The sequence below is a fragment of the Pseudomonas borbori genome (assembly GCF_900115555.1).
GTDB lineage: Bacteria > Pseudomonadota > Gammaproteobacteria > Pseudomonadales > Pseudomonadaceae > Aquipseudomonas > Aquipseudomonas borbori.
Genome location: NZ_FOWX01000021.1, coordinates 1 through 18,424, shown reverse-complemented (window position 1 = coordinate 18,424; position 18,424 = coordinate 1). Strand labels below are relative to the sequence as shown.

Here is an 18,424-nt window from a genome sequence, read left to right as displayed (position 1 = left end):
AGCATGACGCGTCCATTACGCAAACTCTACGTCGCCCTGTTCCTCGGCGTGCTGAGCCTGCTGCTGCTCTGGTCCCTGCGCGGGGTTCTGAGTTACCAGGCCCCCAACCAGTTCAGCGTGCTCGACGGCAACCTGGCGACGAACTTCGAGAGCCATTACGACAAGCAATTCCCGATCAAGCAGCTCGGCACCAACGTCTGGGCCGCGCTGGATTATGTGCTGTTCAACGAAGGCCGCCCCGGCGTGGTGATCGGCCAGCACGACTGGCTGTACTCGGCTGAAGAGTTCAACCCGGTGGCCGATGGCCGCCAGCACCAGCGCGACAACCTGGCGCTGATCCGCGGCGTGCGCGAGCAACTGGCGCAGCGCAATGTGCGCTTGCTGCTGGCGATAGTGCCGGCCAAGGCGCGCCTGTACCCGGAGTACCTCGGCGACCAGCGCATCAGCAGCCAGCGCGCGGACCTCTATCAGCGCTTCCACCGCGAGGTGCGCAATGCCGACATCGCCGCGCCAGACCTGCTCGCCAGCCTGCAGGCCGAGAAGAGCCGCGGTCAGCTGTTCCTGCGCACCGACACCCACTGGACACCCCTGGGCGCGGACCTGGTCGCGCGCCAACTGAGTGAGACCGTGAACCGCTCGCTGGCCCTCAACGGCGAACCGCAGGCGTTCGTCACCGAGGCCACCCAACAGCAGCCACTGCTGGGTGACCTGACCAGCTTCCTGCCACTGGCGCCGCTGTTCGAGCGACTGCTGCCCGAACCCGACCAGCTGCAGCAGTACCAAACCCGCGCGGCGGACCAGGCCGGCGGAGCCGATGCGCTGTTCGCCGACAGCGACATCCCGGTGGCGCTGGTCGGCACCAGCTACAGCGCCAACCCCAACTGGAATTTTGCCGGGGCCCTGCGTCAACACCTGCAACGCGACCTGAGCAACCACGCCGAAGACGGCCAGGGGCCGATAGTGCCGATGCTCAAGTACCTGCAAAGCGACGAGTTTGCCGACGCCCCGCCGCAGTTGCTGATCTGGGAATTCCCCGAACGCTACCTGCCGATGGCCAGCGATCTCGACGACTTCGATCCGGACTGGATCGCCGAACTGAAGAACGACAGCCGCCAGCAACGTCTGGCGACCACCGCCAGCCGCTGCCCCCCCTACCCGTAGGATGGGTTGAGCGAAGCGATACCCATGCGGCTGCGATGATGGGTATCGCAGGCTCAACCCATCCTACGGAGCTAGAGAACCCGAACGGCGCAGCCGCTCGCTACACCACGCCCCCGCGGCCCTGTAACCGCAAGATGGAGGAACACCCATGATCAGACAGAACAAACGCAGCTGGACGTCCTACGCCTGCGCCCTCGCCCTGAGCGTCGGCGCCCTCCATGCCCAGGCCGGCGACGCAGCCCTCTATGCCCCGCAGGCGCCCAAGGGATCGGCCTTCGTCCGCGCCTACAACGCCGGCAACAGCGAGCTCAGCGTCAGCGTCGGCAACACCGACCTCAGCGACATCGCCCCGCTGGGCTCCAGCGACTTCAGCTATCTGCCGGCCGGCAGCTATAGCGCCCAGGTCGGCAGCAACAGGCTGCCGGTGAAACTCGACGCCGGCCGCTACTACACCCTGGTCAACCAGCCGGGTAGCGAACCCAAGCTGGTGTCGGAAGCCGCATTCAGCAACAAGCACAAGGCCATGCTGCGGGTGCAGAACCTGTCCGACCGCAGCCTGAGCCTGAAGACCGCCGACGGCAAGGCCGCGGTAGTCGACAAAGTCGCCCCGGACGGCAACGGCGAGCGCGAGGTCAACCCGGTCAAGGTCAGCCTGGCGCTGTTCGACGGCGACAACAAGATCAGCGACCTCAAGCCCGTCGCCCTGACGCGCGGCGAGGTGGTCAGCCTGTACATCACCGGCAGCGGCAGCCAGCTCTCGCCGGTGTGGGTCAAGCGCCCGGCCAGGAACGAATGAGCAACCCGAACAACAGCAAAGACCGGCAATAGACCGGCATGCGAACAGCGCCTTCACGAGAAGGCGTTCTGGAGTGGTCCCCCAACGCCGATCGTTCGGCCTGGGTAAGCGGGCAGTCCGCCAACGCGCGGGAGCTGCCCAACCAAACGCATAAATGCTTTAGGAGTACCGACATGATTCCAGTAATTCTTTCCGGTGGCAGCGGTTCGCGCCTTTGGCCCCTCTCACGCAAGCAGTACCCCAAGCAGTTCCTCGCCCTCACCGGCACGGACACCCTGTTCCAGCAAACCATCAAGCGCCTGGCCTTCGACGGCATGCAGGCGCCGCTGCTGGTGTGCAACAAGGAACACCGCTTCATCGTCCAGGAACAGCTGCACAGCCAGCAGCTGGCCACCCAGGCGATCCTGCTCGAACCCTTCGGCCGCAACACCGCGCCGGCGGTGGCCATCGCCGCCATGCAGCTGCTCGCCGAAGGCCGCGACGAACTGTTGCTGGTCCTCCCCGCCGACCACGTGCTGGAGAACCAGCAGGCCTTCGAGGACGCCCTGGCGCTGGCCAGCAAAGCCGCCGAACGTGGCGAAATGGTGCTGTTCGGCATTCCGGCCCTGCGTCCGGAAACCGGTTATGGCTACATCAAATCGGTGGCCGACGCCGCGCTGCCTGAAGGCGTGATTCGCGTGCAGTCTTTCGTCGAAAAACCCGATGAAGCCCGCGCCCGTGAATTCGTCGCCTCGGGCGACTACTTCTGGAACAGCGGCATGTTCCTGTTCCGCGCCAGCCGCTACCTGGAAGAGCTGAAGAAACACGACGCCGACATCTACGACACCTGCCTGCTGGCACTGGAACGCAGCCAGGTCGAGGGTGATGTCATCACCATCGACGCCGCCACCTTCGAGTGCTGCCCGGATAACTCGATCGACTACTCGGTAATGGAAAAGACCAGCCGCGCCTGCGTGGTACCACTCGATGCCGGCTGGAACGATGTCGGCAGCTGGTCATCGATCTGGGACGTGCACGACAAGGACCGCCACGGCAACGTCACCAAGGGCGATGTCATGCTGCACAACAGCCGCAATTGCCTGGTGCATGGCAACGGCAAGCTGGTCTCGGTGATCGGCCTGGACGACATCGTGGTGGTGGAAACCAAGGACGCCATGATGATCGCCCACCGCGACCATGTGCAGGACGTCAAGACCGTGGTCAACCAGCTCAACGAGCAGGGCCGCAGCGAAACCCAGAACCATTGCGAGGTCTACCGGCCCTGGGGTTCCTACGACTCGGTGGACATGGGCGGACGCTTCCAAGTCAAGCATATCTCGGTCAAACCCGGCGCCACCCTGTCCCTGCAGATGCACCACCACCGCGCCGAACACTGGATCGTGGTGTCCGGCACCGCCGAGGTGACCTGTGCCGACAAGGTGTTCCTGCTCACCGAAAACCAGTCCACCTACATTCCGATGACCGCGGTGCATCGCCTGAGCAACCCCGGCAAGATCCCCCTGGAAATCATCGAGGTGCAATCGGGCAGCTACCTCGGCGAAGACGACATCGAACGCCTGGAAGACGTCTACGGCCGCAGCCAGGCAACCCCGCTGAGCCTCGTCGCCCGCTGAGCCGCCTCTAAACCCTCAGCAAACAGACGCCGGCCCTTGCCACAGCAAGGGCCGGCGCCAGCACGGCGCAAGTCGCCCCGGCCTTGTGTAGGATAGGCTCTGTGATGTCCACCAAGGCCCACTCCCTATGCTATTCGGCGCGATACTGGTTCTGAGCTGGCTGATCCTGCTGATCCGCTACCCGAGCAAAGCCCTGCCCATCTCCCTCGCCGCGCTGATCGGCCTGGGCCTGGTGGCCAGCTGGGTGCTCTGGCAGGAAAGCCGCGAGACGCGCCATCTGGCGCATCTTGAACTGCGCCTGGTCTACGACCCACAGAACTGCCCGGCCAACCGTCCGCTGGCCCTGACCCTGAAGAACGGCAGCACAGCCGCGCTGCTCGAACTGCGCTGGCAGATCGCCGCCTACCGCCCCGGCGACAGTGCCAACCTCGCCGAACGCCTCTACGAATCCCCCCGCTACAGCGGCCCCGGCGAACTGCTGCCCGGCGCCACCTGGCAAGACTGCCTGCCCCTGCCGAGCCTGCGCAGCGGCTACCGCGCCAGCACCCTGGAATTTCGCGCCGAACGCCTGCAAGGCAGTTTCAGTCGCTGAAAAACTACCTGCGTTGGCCCTCTTGACACGAGAGGGGCGTTAAAAACAGGCTCGGAAAGCCGCTTGCGGCTAACGCGCTTCAGCGCGGCCCGCAGGGCGAGCGAAGCGAGTAATGCTCATTTACAACAGTAAACTCGCGTGCGAGCCCAGTCCGCTTCCTCGCCTGTTTTCGCCTTGTCTTGCCTGCCTCGCCTACGTTTTTAGCGGCCTAATACGTATAACCACAAGGATGCCCGCATGACCCAGCCCACCGTCCTGATCACCGGATGCTCCAGCGGCATCGGTCGCGCCCTGGCCGACGCCTTCCACCAGGCCGGTTATCGGGTGTGGGCCACCGCCCGCAAGAAGGCCGACCTCGCCACGCTCGAGGCGGCCGGGTTTACCGCGGTGCAACTGGACGTCAACGACGGCCTGGGGCTGGGCCAGCTGGCCGAACGCATGCAGACAGAGATCGGCGGTCTGGACGTGCTGATCAACAACGCCGGTTACGGCGCCATGGGGCCGCTACTGGATGGCGGCGTAGAGGCCATGCGCCGGCAGTTCGAGACCAATGTATTCGCCATCGTCGGCGTGACCCGCGCGTTGTTTCCCCTGCTGCGGCGCAACAAGGGCCTGGTGGTGAATATCGGCAGCGTCTCCGGTCTGCTGGTCACCCCCTTCGCCGGCGCCTACTGCGCCTCGAAAGCCGCGGTGCATGCCCTCTCCGATGCCCTGCGCCTGGAGCTGGCGCCCTTCGCCATCGAGGTGATGGAGGTGCAGCCCGGTGCCATTGCCTCCAGCTTCGGCGCCAATGCCAGCCAGCAGGCCGAACAGCTGATCGACCAGGCCTCGCCCTGGTGGCCGCTGCGCGAGGGCATTCGCGCCCGTGCCAACGCCTCCCAGGACAATCCCACGCCTGCCAGCCACTTCGCCCGCCACCTGCTCGCCGCCGTGCAACGCGCCAAGCGCCCGCGCCTGCTGCGTCTGGGCAATGGCAGCCGCGCCCTGCCGCTGCTGGCCGCGCTGTTGCCGCAACGCCTGCTCGAGGCTGTACTGAAAAAACGCTTCCTGCTGAACCGGAGCCTCTGAATGCAACCCTCGACCGATCCGACTCCGCGCCCTGCCGCCGTGCCCATGGCCCGCCTGGCCCTGACGGGCGTAGCGGCGGTGATAATACTCAACCTGCTGCTGCGCACCTTCGTCAGACTCGGCGGCCTGCTGACCACCCTGCTGATCGCCGCCGCGGTCGCCGCCGCCATGGCCCTCTGGTTTGCCGCCCGCCAGCACCGCGCGCCACTGCCCAGCGAACGGCGGCACCTGGTCTGGCTCTATGGCGGGGCCCTGGCGCTGCTCTATCTCGGCCTGCTGGCCATGATGGCGCTCAAGGACGACCCCAGCCCCATGGGCATGCTGCTCCTCGCCCTGCACTACCTGTGCTATCCGCTGTTCGCCCAGTTGCTGTTCTCCGCGCGGATTTTCCCGCGGCGTAGGCTGGGTTAGCGGCGCTGATCGGGCACCGCCATCGTGGCGCGCCGCGTAACCCACCGGGCGATATCCCTGCGTAGCGCCTATGGTGGGTTACGGCGCAGCGGATCTTGCGGGTTCATCACTGTCGGCAACATGCACCTAACCCACCCGATCAATCCCACGGCCAAGCTCGCAGCGCACTCCAGCTTCTATGCTGACTAGAGTTCCCCTCAGCCGCTCAATAGGCCATCGCCTATGCGCATCGCACTGCTGCTCTTCAGCCTGGTCCTGTTCGGCTGCACCAGCGCGCCGGCCCCGTCGGCGCTGCAGCGCACGGACGGCGCGTGGCGGACCCTGTATGTGGTGAATCATGGCCTGCATACCGGGCTGCAGATCGCCCGCGCCGACCTGCTCGAAGTCCTCCCCGGATTGGCCGAGGCGTTCGACGACGGCGACTTCCTCGAACTCGGCTGGGGCGACGAGGATTTCTACCGCGCCCCGCAGGCGACCCTGGGCCTGACCCTGCGAGCCCTGCTCTGGCCGACCGCCAGCGTATTGCATGTGCTGCCGATCAGCGGCGATCCCGGACGAGGTTTTGCCGCCAGCGAAGGCGTCGCAGTACGGGTCAGCGAGGACGGCTACCGGCAACTGCTGGCGTTCGTCGCCGCCAGCTTCACCCGCACTCCTGCAGATGCCCCGGCCCCGATCGGGCCTGGCCTGTATCCCGGCAGCCGTTTCTACCGGGCCACAGGCCACTACTCGATGCGGCGCACGTGCAATACCTGGGTGGCCGAGGCGCTGGCCGCAAGCGGCTGTCCGCTCTCGCCGGGCGAGGTGATAACGGCGAGCCAACTCATGTCCGCCCTGCACCGGGCCTGCCCGCCCACTGAGCCGCGCGCGGCGGCCTCAACAGCGGGAACCTCGCGGCGTCCCGCGGTTCTATACTCAAGGCAGACCGTGCATGAGTTGGAGGCGAGCCGTGCCAACCACAAGTTCCACCAGTCAGGAACACCTTTGCCTCAACCGTGCGCTGCGCACCCTGAGCGGCTGCAACCGCGCGCTGCTGCGTGCCGAAGACGAGGCCACCCTGCTCCAGGATATCTGTCGGGTCATAGTCGAGCAGGCCGGTTACCGCCTGGCCTGGGTTGGCCGCGCCGAGCACGATCCGGCGCAAACGGTCACCCCCGTGGCCCATGCCGGGGTCGAACAGGCCTACGTCGACTCGCTGAATATCTCCTGGGCCGACAACGAGCGCGGCCACGGCCCCTCCGGCACCGCGATCCGCACCGGCCAGCTGAGCCTGACCCACAACCTGCTGACCGACCCGAACACCGCGCCTTGGCGTGAAGGAGCGACGGCCCACGGCATCGCCTCGGTGATGTCGCTGCCGCTACGGGTCGAGGGCGAGATCTTCGGGGCTCTCGGCATCGGCGCACCGGAACCGGACGCCTTCGGCCCGCAAGAAATGGAGCTGCTCAGCGAAGCCGCCGAGGACCTGGCATTCGGCATCGAAACCCTGCGCAGCAAGGCCCGGCGCGCCCAGGCGGAACAGGAGATCCAGCGCCTCAACCGCGCCCTGTCGACGCGGGTGGCGGTCAACCATGCGCTGATCCACGCCGACGACGAGCCCTCGTTGCTCAAGGAAGTCTGCCGGGTGCTGGTGCAGGATTGCAGCTACCGACTGGCCTGGGTCGCCTATCGCCAAGACAACCCAACAGAACCCTACCACTACGTGGCCTATGCGGGCTTTGAGGAGGGCTTTCTCGACCTCGCCCAGGCCTGGATGAGCGGCGAGGAAGGCCAGACCTTCATGAGGCGCTTCGACGCCACCCTGGAGAGCGGCCAGCCATACGTGAAGCAAGTGATGCGTGACGCTGTCAACGCCGCCGATACCGCTGCGCTACGCGACGAGGCGCTAAAACGCGGCTACGTCTCCTTCATTTCGCTGCCACTACGAGTCGAAGGCGCATTGATCGGCACCCTCGACATCTCGGCCGCGGAAGCCGACGCCTTCGACGAGCAGGAGGTCGAACTGCTGTTCGCCGCCGCCAACGACCTGGGCTTCGGCATCGCCACCCTGCGCACCCGCCGCAGGGCCGCCGAGGCGGAGGCCACCATCAGGCGCATGGCCTATACCGACGAGCTGACCGGCCTGCCCAACCGCCTGCGCCTGCGCGAGTTGCTGGAAGAGGCGATAGCCGAAGCCAGGCAGGAGCATCGGGCGCTCGGGCTGTTGCAACTGGAGGTCGGGCGCAACCAGGCGATCAACGAAACCCTCGGCTACCGCGAAGGCGACCGCCTGCAGCAAGCCATCGCCGCGCGTCTGGTCCTGGCGGTGGGCGCAAGCAACACCCTGGCGCACATCGGCGAAAGCGAGTACGCCGTGCTGATGCCCAGCGGCGGCGCCGAGCAGGCCTCGCAACTGGCGCAGAAGATCCTGGTGGCGCTGTACGAGCCGATCGACCTGTCCGGGCTGCTCCTCGATACCCGCGCCAGCATCGGCATCGCCCTCTACCCCGGCCACGGCACCGACCCGGACGCCCTGATCCGTCGCTCGGCCAGCGCCATGGACCAGGCCAAGCGCTCCAGTACCGGCTATGCGCTGTTCCAGGGCGGCCTGGATCGCGAATGCGCCCAGCACCTGACCCTGATGAGCGAACTGCGCCGGGCGATCGACGGCAACCAACTGCTGCTGCACTACCAACCGAAACTGCAGATCGCCACCAATACGGTGTGCGGCAGCGAAGCCCTGGTGCGCTGGCAGCATCCGCAGCACGGCCTGCTGCCGCCCAACGACTTCATCAAGTTGGCCGAGAACGCCGGGCTGATCACCCCGCTCACTTACTGGGTGCTCGACGCGGCGCTGGGCCAGAGCTATGCCTGGCATCAGGAAGGCGACCCTCGACCGATCTCGATCAATCTGTCGGCCCACGACCTGCGCGACCCCAAGCTGCTCGAACGGATTCGCGGCGCCTTCTCGACCTGGGGCGCCGAACCCGACTGGATCGAATTCGAGCTGACCGAAAGCGCGCTGATGGAAGACCCGGTAGCGGCGCTGGAGACCCTGACCCAACTGAAGAACCTTGACAGCCGGCTGACCATCGACGACTTCGGCACCGGCTATTCCTCGCTGGCCTACCTGCAGAAATTGCCGGTGGATTCGCTGAAGATCGACCAGTCCTTCGTCATTCCCATGCTCAGCGACGACGATGATTCGGCGAAGATCGTGCGCTCCATCGTCGAACTGGCGCACAACCTCGACCTAGAGGTGGTCGCCGAGGGCGTGGAGAACCAGGAAACCCTGACCCGCCTGGGCAACTTCGGTTGCGACATCGCCCAGGGCTTCTCGATCAGCCAACCAATCCCCGGCAACAGCTTCCGCAACTGGGAAGCCTTGTCGAGCTGGCACTGACCAACGCGCCTCGATTGCTGGTCCCGTAGGGTGCGCCGCGCGCACCACCGGTCAAGACCCCGTTCAGCCCGTGGCCCGCGCCAGCCGCGGCGCGGCTTTCGGCTTGCGAAACACCAGCACGTTGCCGAGCATCACCAGCAGCAGGCCGAACAACGCCGGCGCGGTCCACTGGTAGCCCTCGACGAACACCGAGATATTCAGCGCCACCACCGGGAACAGCACCGTGCAGTAGGCCGCGCGCTCCGGACCCATGCGTCCGACCAGGGTCAGGTAGGCGGTGAAGCCGATCACCGAACCGGGAATCGCCAGGTACAGCAGCGAACCGACATAGCGCGTGCTCCACTCGAAGCCGAACGGTGTGCCGTTGATCAGACAGATCGCCACCAGCATCGAGGCGCCGTAAAGCATGCCCCAGGCGTTGGTGGTCAGCGGCTTGAGACCGGCCTTCTGCTGCAGGCTGGAGAGCAGATTGCCAGCGGAAAAACACAGGGTGCCGAGCAGCGACAAGCCGATGCCCAGCAGGGTTTCCCGACTGGCCGCATGGCCGGCCAGCTCGGGCCAGAACAGCAGGCCGAGGCCACCCAGGCCCAGGGCGCCACCGGCCAGCACATTGGCGGCGATCTTCTGCTTGAAGAACAGCCGGGCATTCAGCGCATTCCACAAGGTCGCCGTGGAGAAGATCACCGCGATCAGCCCGCTGGGGATCCACTGGCTGGCGGTGTAGAAACACAGGAAGTTGATGCAGAACAGGCACAAGCCCTGGATCAGGCAGATCACCTGGCCACGCCTGTCGAGCTTCTGCAGGCGGCCGCTGAGCAGCAACAGGGCAAACAGCACCGCGGCCGCCAGGGCGAAGCGATAGGCAATCGAGGCGGCAATCGCCACCTCGCCCATCTGCAGTTTGATGGCGATCCAGGTGGTGCCCCAGATCAGCACGGTTAACAGATACAACGCCAGATTCATCGCAAGACTCCCGGTAGATGCCCGCAGTCTGCGCCGTGTCGGGTGCTGGCGCTTGCACAAAGTTGCGGGTTTTGTCGGGCAGCCGCCGCACGCAAGCCGCATTGCCCCCACCTGCAACGCGGCGGACCAGGCGGACTTTTCTCCGCGGCCGTGGTCAATAGCAAGAGGCCGCCGGCAACAGGCGCCACCAGAGGAAATTGCTTATGACGACAATCAACAGATTCGGCTCCATGCTCGGGTTGGCCGGTGTCCTTGCGCTCAGCGCGTGCATGTCCACGCCCCCGCCCGCTACGCCCTACTCGCAGGGGCCGTACCAGGGCAGTGCGGCACCCGGCGGCATCTACTCCGGCTACGGCAGGGTGGAGTCGATTGACAGCGTCGCGCAGGAGTATCAGGGCGTCGGCGGCACCGGCATCGGCCTGGGTACTGTGGCTGGGGCGGTGATCGGCGGCGTGGCAGGTCACCAGGTAGGCTCGGGCAGCGGCAACACGGCGGCGACCATCGCCGGGGCGGCAGGCGGTGCCTATATCGGCCACCAGCTGGAGAAGCGTAAACAGGCTGAGAACGCCTACCGGATAACCGTACGCATGGAAAACGGCGACTATCAAACACTGACCCAGCCCAGCATCGGCGACCTGAGAGTCGGCGACCGCGTGCGCATCGACAATGGTGCCCTGCAGCGCTACTAGTGTTGCCCCAGCACTCAAGTGTCGTATGCAGACAGTAGGCAGCGTAGAGCACCTCCCACGGTCATCCGTGGTGGTCCAATTGCTGCCATGCTGGCGAACCACTGGTGGGAGGGGCTTTAGCCGCGATAGCCGCGATCAGGCGCGCTGCGCGCCAGCGCCGCTGAAGCGTCTCCCACGCTCAATCTCTCATCAAACAATAAATAACCCGTTGTTTTATAAATAGAAATTTAACCTACACAAAGACCTGTAGGAGCGGGCCATGCCCGCGAAACGCATCGCGGCTATGGAACTGGGCGTCCCCGCCGCGCCTACAGGTACCCACAAGCTGATAGGCGCAATTGCCCCCCGGTTTGCTGCGCGCCAGCGCGGCGTCTGAACGACGGGGGATCTCTCATCGGATTTCGACTAGCGGATTTCGCACTGTCCTAAGCTGTACTAAACGGCACCAGGGCATTCGCCTGTGAGGACTGACTATGCACCCCTTGCTAGAGGAACTTCACCGCTACCACCAGAACATTTCCGCCACCATCGACCAGATGAAAGGCCCGCTCGACAAACTGAAAAATGATGCTGGCGACGCTGCCGACCGGCAGCAGCTCTTTGCGCTACTGGAGTCTCTGCATGGCGAAGCCGAGACCCGCCACCACCAGAACGAAGAACTTATCCGCCGCCTGCTGTTAACCACCCGCGCCCCCGCGCATCCGCGCGTGCTGGAAATAGAGCGCGACCATCAGGGCTTCGCCCGGATTGCCGCCCGGCTCAAGGCGCTCGAGCACTCGAACCTTACCCAGAGTGAAATAGCCACCTTCATCGAGGATTACATCAGCAAGTACTACGACCACCTGGACAGCGAGGAATATATTTTCTTCCCCCTGGCGGATGAATGGCTGAGCGACAACCACTGGCAGGAAATCAAGCAGCAGTGGCAGACATCCGGCGCGTAGGGCAGCCCGGGCGCCGTCCGTTCGGAGCGCCGCGACAGCCCGCCAGCTTTGTGCCGCGCCGATAATCCCCTGGTGCACTGCCTGCGGCGAGCGGCACCCTGCGCACCGTATTACCCGAGCTAATGGGTTGCGCGCAGGGTGTTCGCAGACACTCAAGCCTGGGCGATCTTGCCCAGCACCTGCTCCAGAGTACTGACGCTGCGCTCGATATCGTTCAGCTTGTCGAGGCCGAACAGGCCGATGCGGAAGGTCTGGAAGTCCGCCGGCTCGTCGCACTGCAGCGGCACCCCGGCGGCGATCTGCAGGCCCTGGGCGGCGAACTTCTTGCCGCTCTTGATTTCCGCGTCGTCGGTGTAGCAGACCACCACCCCGGGCGCCTGGAAGCCGGCGGCGGCGACACTCTTGAAGCCCTTGCGGGTCAACAGCGCACGCACCCGGTCGCCCAGTTCCTGCTGCTTCGCCCGCACCTTGGCGAAACCCAGACTTTCGGTTTCCTGCATCACGTCGCGAAAGCGCGCCAGGGCATCGCACGGCATGGTCGCGTGGTAGGCATGGCCGCCCTGCTCGTAGGCCTGCATGATCTGCAGCCACTTCTTCAGGTCGCAGGCGAAGCTGCTGCTCTGGGTCGCCTCGACGCGCTGCCGGGCCGCCTCGCTGAGCATCACCAGGGCGCAACAGGGCGAACCGCTCCAGCCTTTCTGCGGCGCGCTGATCAGCACGTCTATGCCACAGGCCTGCATATCCACCCAGAGCGTGCCGGAGGCGATGCAGTCGAGGACGAACAGACCGCCGACCGCGTGCACGGCGTCGGCGACAGCCCTCAGGTAGTCATCCGGCAGGATCATCCCCGACGAAGTCTCGACATGCGGGGCGAACACCAACTGCGGCTTCTGCGCCCGGATGGTCGCGACCACCTCCTCGATCGGCGGCGGGGCGAAGGCGGCCTGGGGCCCGGCCTCGATCGGCCGGGCCTTGAGCACCCGGGCCTCGGCCGGAATGTCGCCCATCTCGAAGATCTGCGTCCAGCGGTAGCTGAACCAGCCGTTGCGGATCACCAGGCACTTCTGCCCGCTGGCCAACTGGCGCGCCACCGCCTCCATGCCAAAGGTGCCGCTGCCGGGCACTATCGCCACGGCGTCGGCGTGGTAGACCTGCTTGAGGGTACGCGAGATGTCGTTCATCACCCGCTGGAACGACTGCGACATATGGTTGAGAGAACGGTCGGTGTAGACGACCGAGTATTCGATCAAGCCATCGGGATCGATATCCGGGTAGCGGTCAGACATGAGTGCCTCCTGTGGCAGGGATGAGCATATCGCTCGACCCTGCCCGAAGCCTGGATGAATGACAAGATGGTTCTCCGCTCGATTTGGAATAACCGCAAAAAGCTTGCTCGTCGCGCCCCTTGATCCGTCTCATGATCTCGCTCGGCGCCAAACTCGGCGGACTACTCACCAGAATGTGGACGTGATCCTTGCTCACCACACCCTTTACTATCCGGTTCTCAAACGCCTCACACGTCTGCCTCACCAACTCGCGTACTCGCGCGGCCACCTCCCCACTCAGTACCTTGTAGCGGTACTTGGTCACCCAGACAAAGTGATACTCGATCTGGTAGACCCTGTGACTTCCGTATCTGTAATCCATGCGCCAGCCCTCCAGCTGCGCATGGTGGCGCTAAAGCTGACCGGCTGGAAGCCGGTGGTTTTAACCTTGTGATGGACAATAAGTTGTCCTATACCATGCGCAACCGCCAGTGCACTCGACTGGTTGTGGTTTTGGGCATGACCCCAGCAGCGCCGTCTTTGGCGAGGGGCACACCCAGCAAACCCGCCATCAGCCTGGCAACCAATCACCGCTCACTGGCCAACGGGATGATGCGCATGCATCTGCACTTTGAATGGGATGCCAAGAAGGCAGCCAGTAACCTGCGCAAACATGGGGTCAGCTTCGAAGAGGCCGCGCAAGTATTTCGCGATCCACTGGCCCTCAGCCTCCTTGATGAAAACCACAGCCAGAGCGAGGAACGCTGGATAACCCTGGGCCAAGCCGGTGATCGCAAACTGGTCGTCGTGGTGCATACTTGGCGAGAAGATGACAGCGACCATATCCATGTCCGCTTGATCTCAGCCCGCTTGGCCACGAGCCACGAGACGCAACAGTACGAAGGGTGAATACCATGCGTGAAGAGTACGATTTCAGCAGAGCCGAACGCGGCAAGTTCCACCGCCCCGATGCCGAACTGCATCTGCCGGTGTACCTGGACAACGATGTGCTCAATTATTTCGAGGAGCGCGCACGCAGCAAGGGCGTCGCTTTGACTGCCCTCATCAACGATTTATTGCGCAAAGACATCGCCCTCATCGAGGGTGTGAAGTAACACCAGGCGCCTGTAGTGTCCATGGCTGGTGACCGTTGTACACAAACGCCGCAACTTGCAGCCGGAAGAAATTTCGCGGGAGCAATGAGCGGCTAACACTGCAACTCCTCTCTTGCCCATCCCCCAGCCTATCCTGCGCCGGTCACGGTCAATCCCGTGGCCGGGTTTGACAACCTGAAGCAAAGGCGCGATCGCGCCGCAAAGTGTGATCAATGGGGGCAGTGTCATTGATTCTGAACTTGCGCTTTTCTCGGCGGGGTAGCCGCGGCAGATCGCCGCGCGCGCGGGGGCATGGCGAGGCGGAGGAGCCGCCCATGGCGCAACTCGAGCACAAGGCCATGGCCGGTTCGCCCAATTCCGGGCTGTTGCACAGCGGGTAAAACTCGAGGCAACAAGTCCGCTGTGGGTCGCTGCAGGCCCATGGGACCGGCAAAACCGCCGCACGCGGACATTGATCGCGTCCGCCAGAGCGGGCTAAGCCTGCAGCGCAGCTTCGATCGTGGCGATGTCGATCTTCCTCATCGTCATCATGGCTGCAAACGCGCGCTTGGCCGCCGCTCGATCAGGACTGGCTATCGCGGCCGTCAATGCGCGTGGCGTGATCTGCCACGACAGTCCCCACTTGTCCTTGCACCAGCCGCATGCGCTTTCCTCGCCGCCGTTTCCGACAATCGCGTTCCACAAGCGATCCGTTTCAGCTTGGTCGTCGGTCGCAACCTGAAACGAGAAAGCCTCGCTGTGCTTGAACACCGGCCCTCCGTTCAGGCCGAGGCAGGGGATGCCCATCACTGTGAACTCGACCGTCAGGACATCGCCCTGCCTGCCCGCCGGATAGTCGCCAGGCGCACGATGGACTGCACCCACAGCGCTGTCCGGGAACGTCTTGGCGTAGAAGGTCGCAGCATCCAACGCGGTGCCGTCGTACCAGAGGCAAATCGTATTTTTGCTGATCATCCTGGTTCTCCAAGATTGCGACTGACCCGTTGATTCTAGCCTCGAAGGCAGCCTGGAGAGGCAGCAGAGCATGCTTACCGCCTGCTATCGACCCAATGGAGCTGCCGTTGGCGACAGGCAGGAACCGGCGAGGAGCGGCCCACCCGCATCAATACCTTGTCCCCGATTGTTCGATGACACCGGCTCGTAGGGTGCGCCGTGCGCACCAGGGGTTATCAGTGGTACGCGCAGCCTAGGCGGCCCCACGCGCCCTGCACAGGTCAGCCGCAGCCGCTTGAGCGATGATTATTGCGAGACAGCCTCCTCGCCGGCAGACCGGTATTTTGCCCAGAACCTCATCTGTGACCGTCTGCAAAAGGGAGGCGGCGGGTGGCGACTGGCGGCGAGCGGCCAGGAGCTGTCGGTTAGAGCAGCCTTGAATCAGGGGGAAATGCTCAACCCGTTTGCATAACGGCCACAAGCTGCCATCAGCATCAATACCGTGGTTTGTCCCTGACTGTTCCCAAGTTGGGCGGCCTCGCCACAGCCCGCCAAGCCTCGGCGTACTGCCTGTGGCGAGTCGCGCCCTGGGCTCAGAGGTTCAAACAGGTCTTCCTGGCCTGGTGATTGCCGCCGAACGGCGAACACAAGCGCTGATGCACCCGGCTGAGAAAACCGACCTCGAAGGCCCGCCGTTGCAGCCCGCCGGGCAGCACGTCGCGCTCGATGATCAGGTCGGCCCACAGCCAGCCGGTGTCGTTGTTGCTCAACCAGGTCTGGGCGCAGGCCACGCCCTTGTCGAAGGCCTGCTGGCAATCCCACGGCCACTCGATCACTGCGCTGCGCTGACCATCATGGCTGGGCAGGAAACTGGTAAAGGGCTTATTCATCGCCAACCCTCCCCTGTGCCTGCGTCAGCGAACCGCGGTACAGCACCATCACATCGTTGAGCATTTCGTGGGCGTTCTGGCAGAGCTCGTGCAAGTCCCTTGCGGCGGCCGTAGCCGCTCCCGAGCGAGCCAGAATGTTGAACAGCTTGTGCAGCATCGCCACCCGCAACTCGGCCTCCGCCTGAAAGCGACAGGCGGAAAAATCGATGCCGTCGAGCGGCTCGACACGTTTCGGAAAGGCGATAACAGCGGGGTTGGAGCTAGTCATGAAGCACCTCCAGGGCGGAGGCAGATGACAAACAGCAGAGCCCAAGGTGGAGCCCTTGGGTAAAAGGTGGGTAGCGCATTTTCCTTATGCTCCTCGAACTGATTAAGGAGCCGCCGCCCGCCGTTGCGACACGGTTATGGGTGGCGGACCGTACGGGGGTCGCAATACCGGCGTCCGAGGGAACCGGCCAGGCCGAAGCCTGCCCCGCACGGCCCACCATAGAAATGCGATAGCCGGGCACAAAAAAAGCGCCGGCTACTCAGCTATGGCGCTTCCGCGCCTCAGACAAAACACGGGTTGCGACGCCCGGCCACGGGATTGACCGCGACGGGCGAACTCTAGCCCGGCGACGAGCGATGGGCAAGCCCGAGGGGAGATAACAATCGGTTAAGTCAACCTGAACCGGTCATGAATGGCTAGGTTCGGCCTATCCTGACTGACAGGAACCGGCCAGAAATGGAAGCTCCCCTGGATCATGCTGGTGCGTTCGTAGAAGCCTACGTAACGGCACTCGGAATTGGCAAGAGTGCCACGCCCTACGTCCAGCGCAGATCACACGCGCCCAATGGCCTCGGCCAGCTGCGCAGGCGAGATGACGCACACCAGGCCGATCGGGGCACGCCATCCACCCTCAGCTCGGCACGCACCTGCAGAGATGACGCTCTATCTCCCTGCGTCTCTACGTCAAAGCAATGAGGGTACGTGAGTTCAGCGCTAAATTGATACCGGCACCATTTTGAACTCGGAGCGGGAAAGCTGCATCTTGAAGACTGGAATGTCTTTGCTATCAGCAATACCGATGACCTTCTCCGCTTTCTCTGGCTCCATTGCTGCCCCGAGGTAGACGGCAACTGGTTTGGGAACAGGGATGTTTTTGGGCGGCTCACTCTCACCGTCTGGCACGACAATTCGCCACTCCTGCTCGTACTGCCAATCAAGCGCTTTATGAATGGCGGCACCTACCGCAAACATATTGTTCACTGGATCATCCGGTGACTTTCTTACAAAAACGTGCGACGCGTCATATATCTTCTCGTCGTATATGACTGGCCAGAGGAATCTAGCCACAGGACTCTGCTGGGGGAGACGGGTGAAGTCGTACTCCATGGCAAAACCTTGATGGTTTCTGGTGTAGTGGCTCCACATAAGCAATGAGTCGATCCGCTGACAAAGTGAGCAGATCTTGTATGCGCTACGCAATCCGTTGTTCATCTTGTCGAGAATCCCGACCTTCGCTGTCGCTCGAGCCTCCTCCACCTTGTCCCGGAGCGCATAGAACTGCTCAGCAGGAACTCCGGTGTTCTTAGAGGCAGAGAGCTCCAGTAGTTTTTGCATCGGGTCTTCAGCTTGCTCGATTGACCCAATCTCATCCGGGGTGAAGAAGCCAAGTTTCCTAGCCGAAGTGACGGCCAACTCACAAAGTGGCGACAGCTCGACGCTGAGAGCGCAGTCGTACGGATCGTTGAAGCTATTTGCTCTTGCACACCACAACGTGTCATTTGACAGATTGCTCAGCGAGTATTCTGAGACCTCTCTGTATTTGAATAATCGTTTTGGTATGTACCGGTGCTTAAACCGAACTATTTGGTCGACTTCCCGGGCATCAATAGTCTGTGCAAAGAAAAATTCCCTCAGCGTTTCCATCCACTGTTCGCGCATACGAACCTCCTTCGTGATCGACGAAATCCTGTATAGGATATCAGCTGCCACCGAGTAACCGCGGTTTCGAGTTCCTCGGCCGTTTCTAAGGACTTCGCTTTAATGGAGCAAGTCCTGTGAGCACAGGGTGTAAACAGGCTACGTGCTTCGGCCCATCGCAGTCACTCGCGGACGTCAGCTCTTGGCCGAGGTTGTGTAAAAACGTTTTTGAGCAGATTTGAGGGCCAGAGACGGAACGAAAATCGCGCCTCTATGTAAATTCCGGGTCTGCTGATTAGCCACACGCCAGCAGAATTCACGTAGCCGCGCAGACCTCAAAGCAGCGCCTACGTAATGAGATGGTCACCCCCACACCCCGCGAGGGCTATGCTCTCGCTGGGTTTATCTCGGAGGCCATCGCCATGAACAAAGTTGCACTGGTGGGTATCGATCTCGGCAAGCACAGCTTCCATCTGCATGGTCAGGATGGGGCAGGCCGGGCGGTCTTTCGCAAGAAATTCTCGCGACTGCAGATGATGCGGCTCTTCGGCAATCTGCCAGCCTGCACGGTGGTCATGGAGGCCTGTGCCGGAGCCCACTTCACGGCGCGGGAGCTCAACAAGCTCGGACACGTCGCCAAACTGATCTCACCGCAATTTGTCAGACCGTTCGTGAAGAGCAACAAGAACGACTTCGTGG

At 63.4% G+C, this 18,424-nt stretch carries 18 protein-coding genes and 3 pseudogenes; 13 read left to right on the top strand and 8 right to left on the bottom strand.

Features of this window, described 5'->3' with window-relative positions; genetic code table 11:
* Window positions 1-3: 3 nt before the first annotated feature.
* From BM315_RS15580 to BM315_RS15545, 8 genes and pseudogenes are all read left to right on the top strand, one after another.
* Window positions 4-1,161, top strand: coding sequence for an alginate O-acetyltransferase (locus BM315_RS15580; RefSeq protein ID WP_090502580.1), 1,158 nt, complete (start codon window positions 4-6; stop codon window positions 1,159-1,161).
* 148 nt (window positions 1,162-1,309) lie between these two features.
* Complete coding sequence (locus BM315_RS15575; RefSeq protein ID WP_090502578.1) at window positions 1,310-1,957, top strand: alginate O-acetyltransferase AlgF; 648 nt, start codon at window positions 1,310-1,312, stop codon at window positions 1,955-1,957.
* Between the two features lie 173 nt (window positions 1,958-2,130).
* Window positions 2,131-3,570: a mannose-1-phosphate guanylyltransferase/mannose-6-phosphate isomerase gene (locus BM315_RS15570; protein WP_090502576.1), complete on the top strand. Its 1,440-nt coding sequence runs from the start codon at window positions 2,131-2,133 to the stop codon at window positions 3,568-3,570.
* A 127-nt stretch (window positions 3,571-3,697) separates the two neighbouring features.
* Complete coding sequence (locus BM315_RS15565; RefSeq protein WP_090502574.1) at window positions 3,698-4,162, top strand: multidrug transporter; 465 nt, start codon at window positions 3,698-3,700, stop codon at window positions 4,160-4,162.
* A 237-nt stretch (window positions 4,163-4,399) separates the two neighbouring features.
* A complete protein-coding gene (locus tag BM315_RS15560) occupies window positions 4,400-5,230 on the top strand; it encodes an SDR family oxidoreductase (protein WP_090502572.1) in 831 nt (276 codons plus the stop codon).
* Entirely contained in the window at window positions 5,231-5,641 is a 411-nt protein-coding gene (locus BM315_RS15555; protein ID WP_425287790.1) for a hypothetical protein, read from the top strand.
* Window positions 5,642-5,863: 222 nt separating this feature from the next.
* Window positions 5,864-6,376: pseudogene (locus tag BM315_RS25515) on the top strand (DUF2459 domain-containing protein); the annotation flags it as partial.
* 211 nt (window positions 6,377-6,587) lie between these two features.
* Window positions 6,588-9,020, top strand: coding sequence for a bifunctional diguanylate cyclase/phosphodiesterase (locus BM315_RS15545; RefSeq protein WP_244527313.1), 2,433 nt, complete (start codon window positions 6,588-6,590; stop codon window positions 9,018-9,020).
* A 63-nt stretch (window positions 9,021-9,083) separates the two neighbouring features.
* Here the strand turns inward: BM315_RS15545 and BM315_RS15540 are convergent, their stop codons facing one another.
* A complete protein-coding gene (locus BM315_RS15540; protein WP_090502568.1) occupies window positions 9,084-9,983 on the bottom strand; it encodes a DMT family transporter in 900 nt (299 codons plus the stop codon).
* Between the two features lie 203 nt (window positions 9,984-10,186).
* Between BM315_RS15540 and BM315_RS15535 the strand changes: the two genes are divergently transcribed.
* The gene (locus tag BM315_RS15535) at window positions 10,187-10,672 is read left to right on the top strand and encodes an outer membrane lipoprotein (protein ID WP_090502566.1); all 486 of its coding nucleotides are present in this window, start codon (window positions 10,187-10,189) and stop codon (window positions 10,670-10,672) included.
* 473 nt (window positions 10,673-11,145) lie between these two features.
* Window positions 11,146-11,616 carry a hemerythrin domain-containing protein gene (locus BM315_RS15530; RefSeq protein WP_090502564.1) on the top strand — a complete coding sequence of 157 codons (471 nt, stop codon included), beginning with the start codon at window positions 11,146-11,148 and terminating at the stop codon, window positions 11,614-11,616.
* 152 nt (window positions 11,617-11,768) lie between these two features.
* On the opposite strand, the gene BM315_RS15525 is transcribed toward BM315_RS15530, so the two are convergent.
* Window positions 11,769-12,902: an aminotransferase class V-fold PLP-dependent enzyme gene (locus tag BM315_RS15525; RefSeq protein WP_090502710.1), complete on the bottom strand. Its 1,134-nt coding sequence runs from the start codon at window positions 12,900-12,902 to the stop codon at window positions 11,769-11,771.
* 112 nt (window positions 12,903-13,014) lie between these two features.
* Window positions 13,015-13,263, bottom strand: a pseudogene (tnpA, locus tag BM315_RS15520) (IS200/IS605 family transposase); the annotation flags it as partial.
* A gap of 83 nt (window positions 13,264-13,346) precedes the next feature.
* On the opposite strand from tnpA, the gene BM315_RS15515 reads away from it, so the two are divergent.
* Together BM315_RS15515 and BM315_RS15510 are read left to right on the top strand one after the other, a co-directional pair.
* Window positions 13,347-13,790, top strand: a complete 444-nt coding sequence (locus BM315_RS15515; protein ID WP_212632965.1) for a BrnT family toxin — start codon at window positions 13,347-13,349, stop codon at window positions 13,788-13,790.
* Window positions 13,791-13,795: 5 nt separating this feature from the next.
* The gene (locus BM315_RS15510) at window positions 13,796-13,996 is read left to right on the top strand and encodes a hypothetical protein (RefSeq protein ID WP_090502706.1); all 201 of its coding nucleotides are present in this window, start codon (window positions 13,796-13,798) and stop codon (window positions 13,994-13,996) included.
* 474 nt (window positions 13,997-14,470) lie between these two features.
* Here the strand turns inward: BM315_RS15510 and BM315_RS15505 are convergent, their stop codons facing one another.
* The 5 genes from BM315_RS15505 to BM315_RS15485 form a co-directional block, all read right to left on the bottom strand.
* A complete protein-coding gene (locus tag BM315_RS15505; protein WP_090502562.1) occupies window positions 14,471-14,950 on the bottom strand; it encodes a VOC family protein in 480 nt (159 codons plus the stop codon).
* A gap of 572 nt (window positions 14,951-15,522) precedes the next feature.
* On the bottom strand, window positions 15,523-15,819 hold the full coding sequence (locus BM315_RS15500; RefSeq protein ID WP_090502560.1) for a LasR-specific antiactivator QslA: 297 nt from the start codon (window positions 15,817-15,819) through the stop codon (window positions 15,523-15,525).
* A complete protein-coding gene (locus tag BM315_RS15495; protein ID WP_090502559.1) occupies window positions 15,812-16,087 on the bottom strand; it encodes a hypothetical protein in 276 nt (91 codons plus the stop codon). Before BM315_RS15495 ends, BM315_RS15500 begins: the two co-directional genes overlap by 8 nt.
* Entirely contained in the window at window positions 16,080-16,307 is a 228-nt protein-coding gene (locus BM315_RS25510) for an ash family protein (RefSeq protein WP_090502557.1), read from the bottom strand. The genes BM315_RS15495 and BM315_RS25510 overlap by 8 nt, the downstream gene beginning before the upstream one ends.
* A 494-nt stretch (window positions 16,308-16,801) precedes the next feature.
* Window positions 16,802-17,746: a DUF2971 domain-containing protein gene (locus BM315_RS15485; protein ID WP_090502555.1), complete on the bottom strand. Its 945-nt coding sequence runs from the start codon at window positions 17,744-17,746 to the stop codon at window positions 16,802-16,804.
* Window positions 17,747-18,147: 401 nt separating this feature from the next.
* Between BM315_RS15485 and BM315_RS15480 the strand changes: the two are divergent.
* Window positions 18,148-18,424: pseudogene (locus BM315_RS15480) on the top strand (IS110 family transposase); the annotation flags it as partial.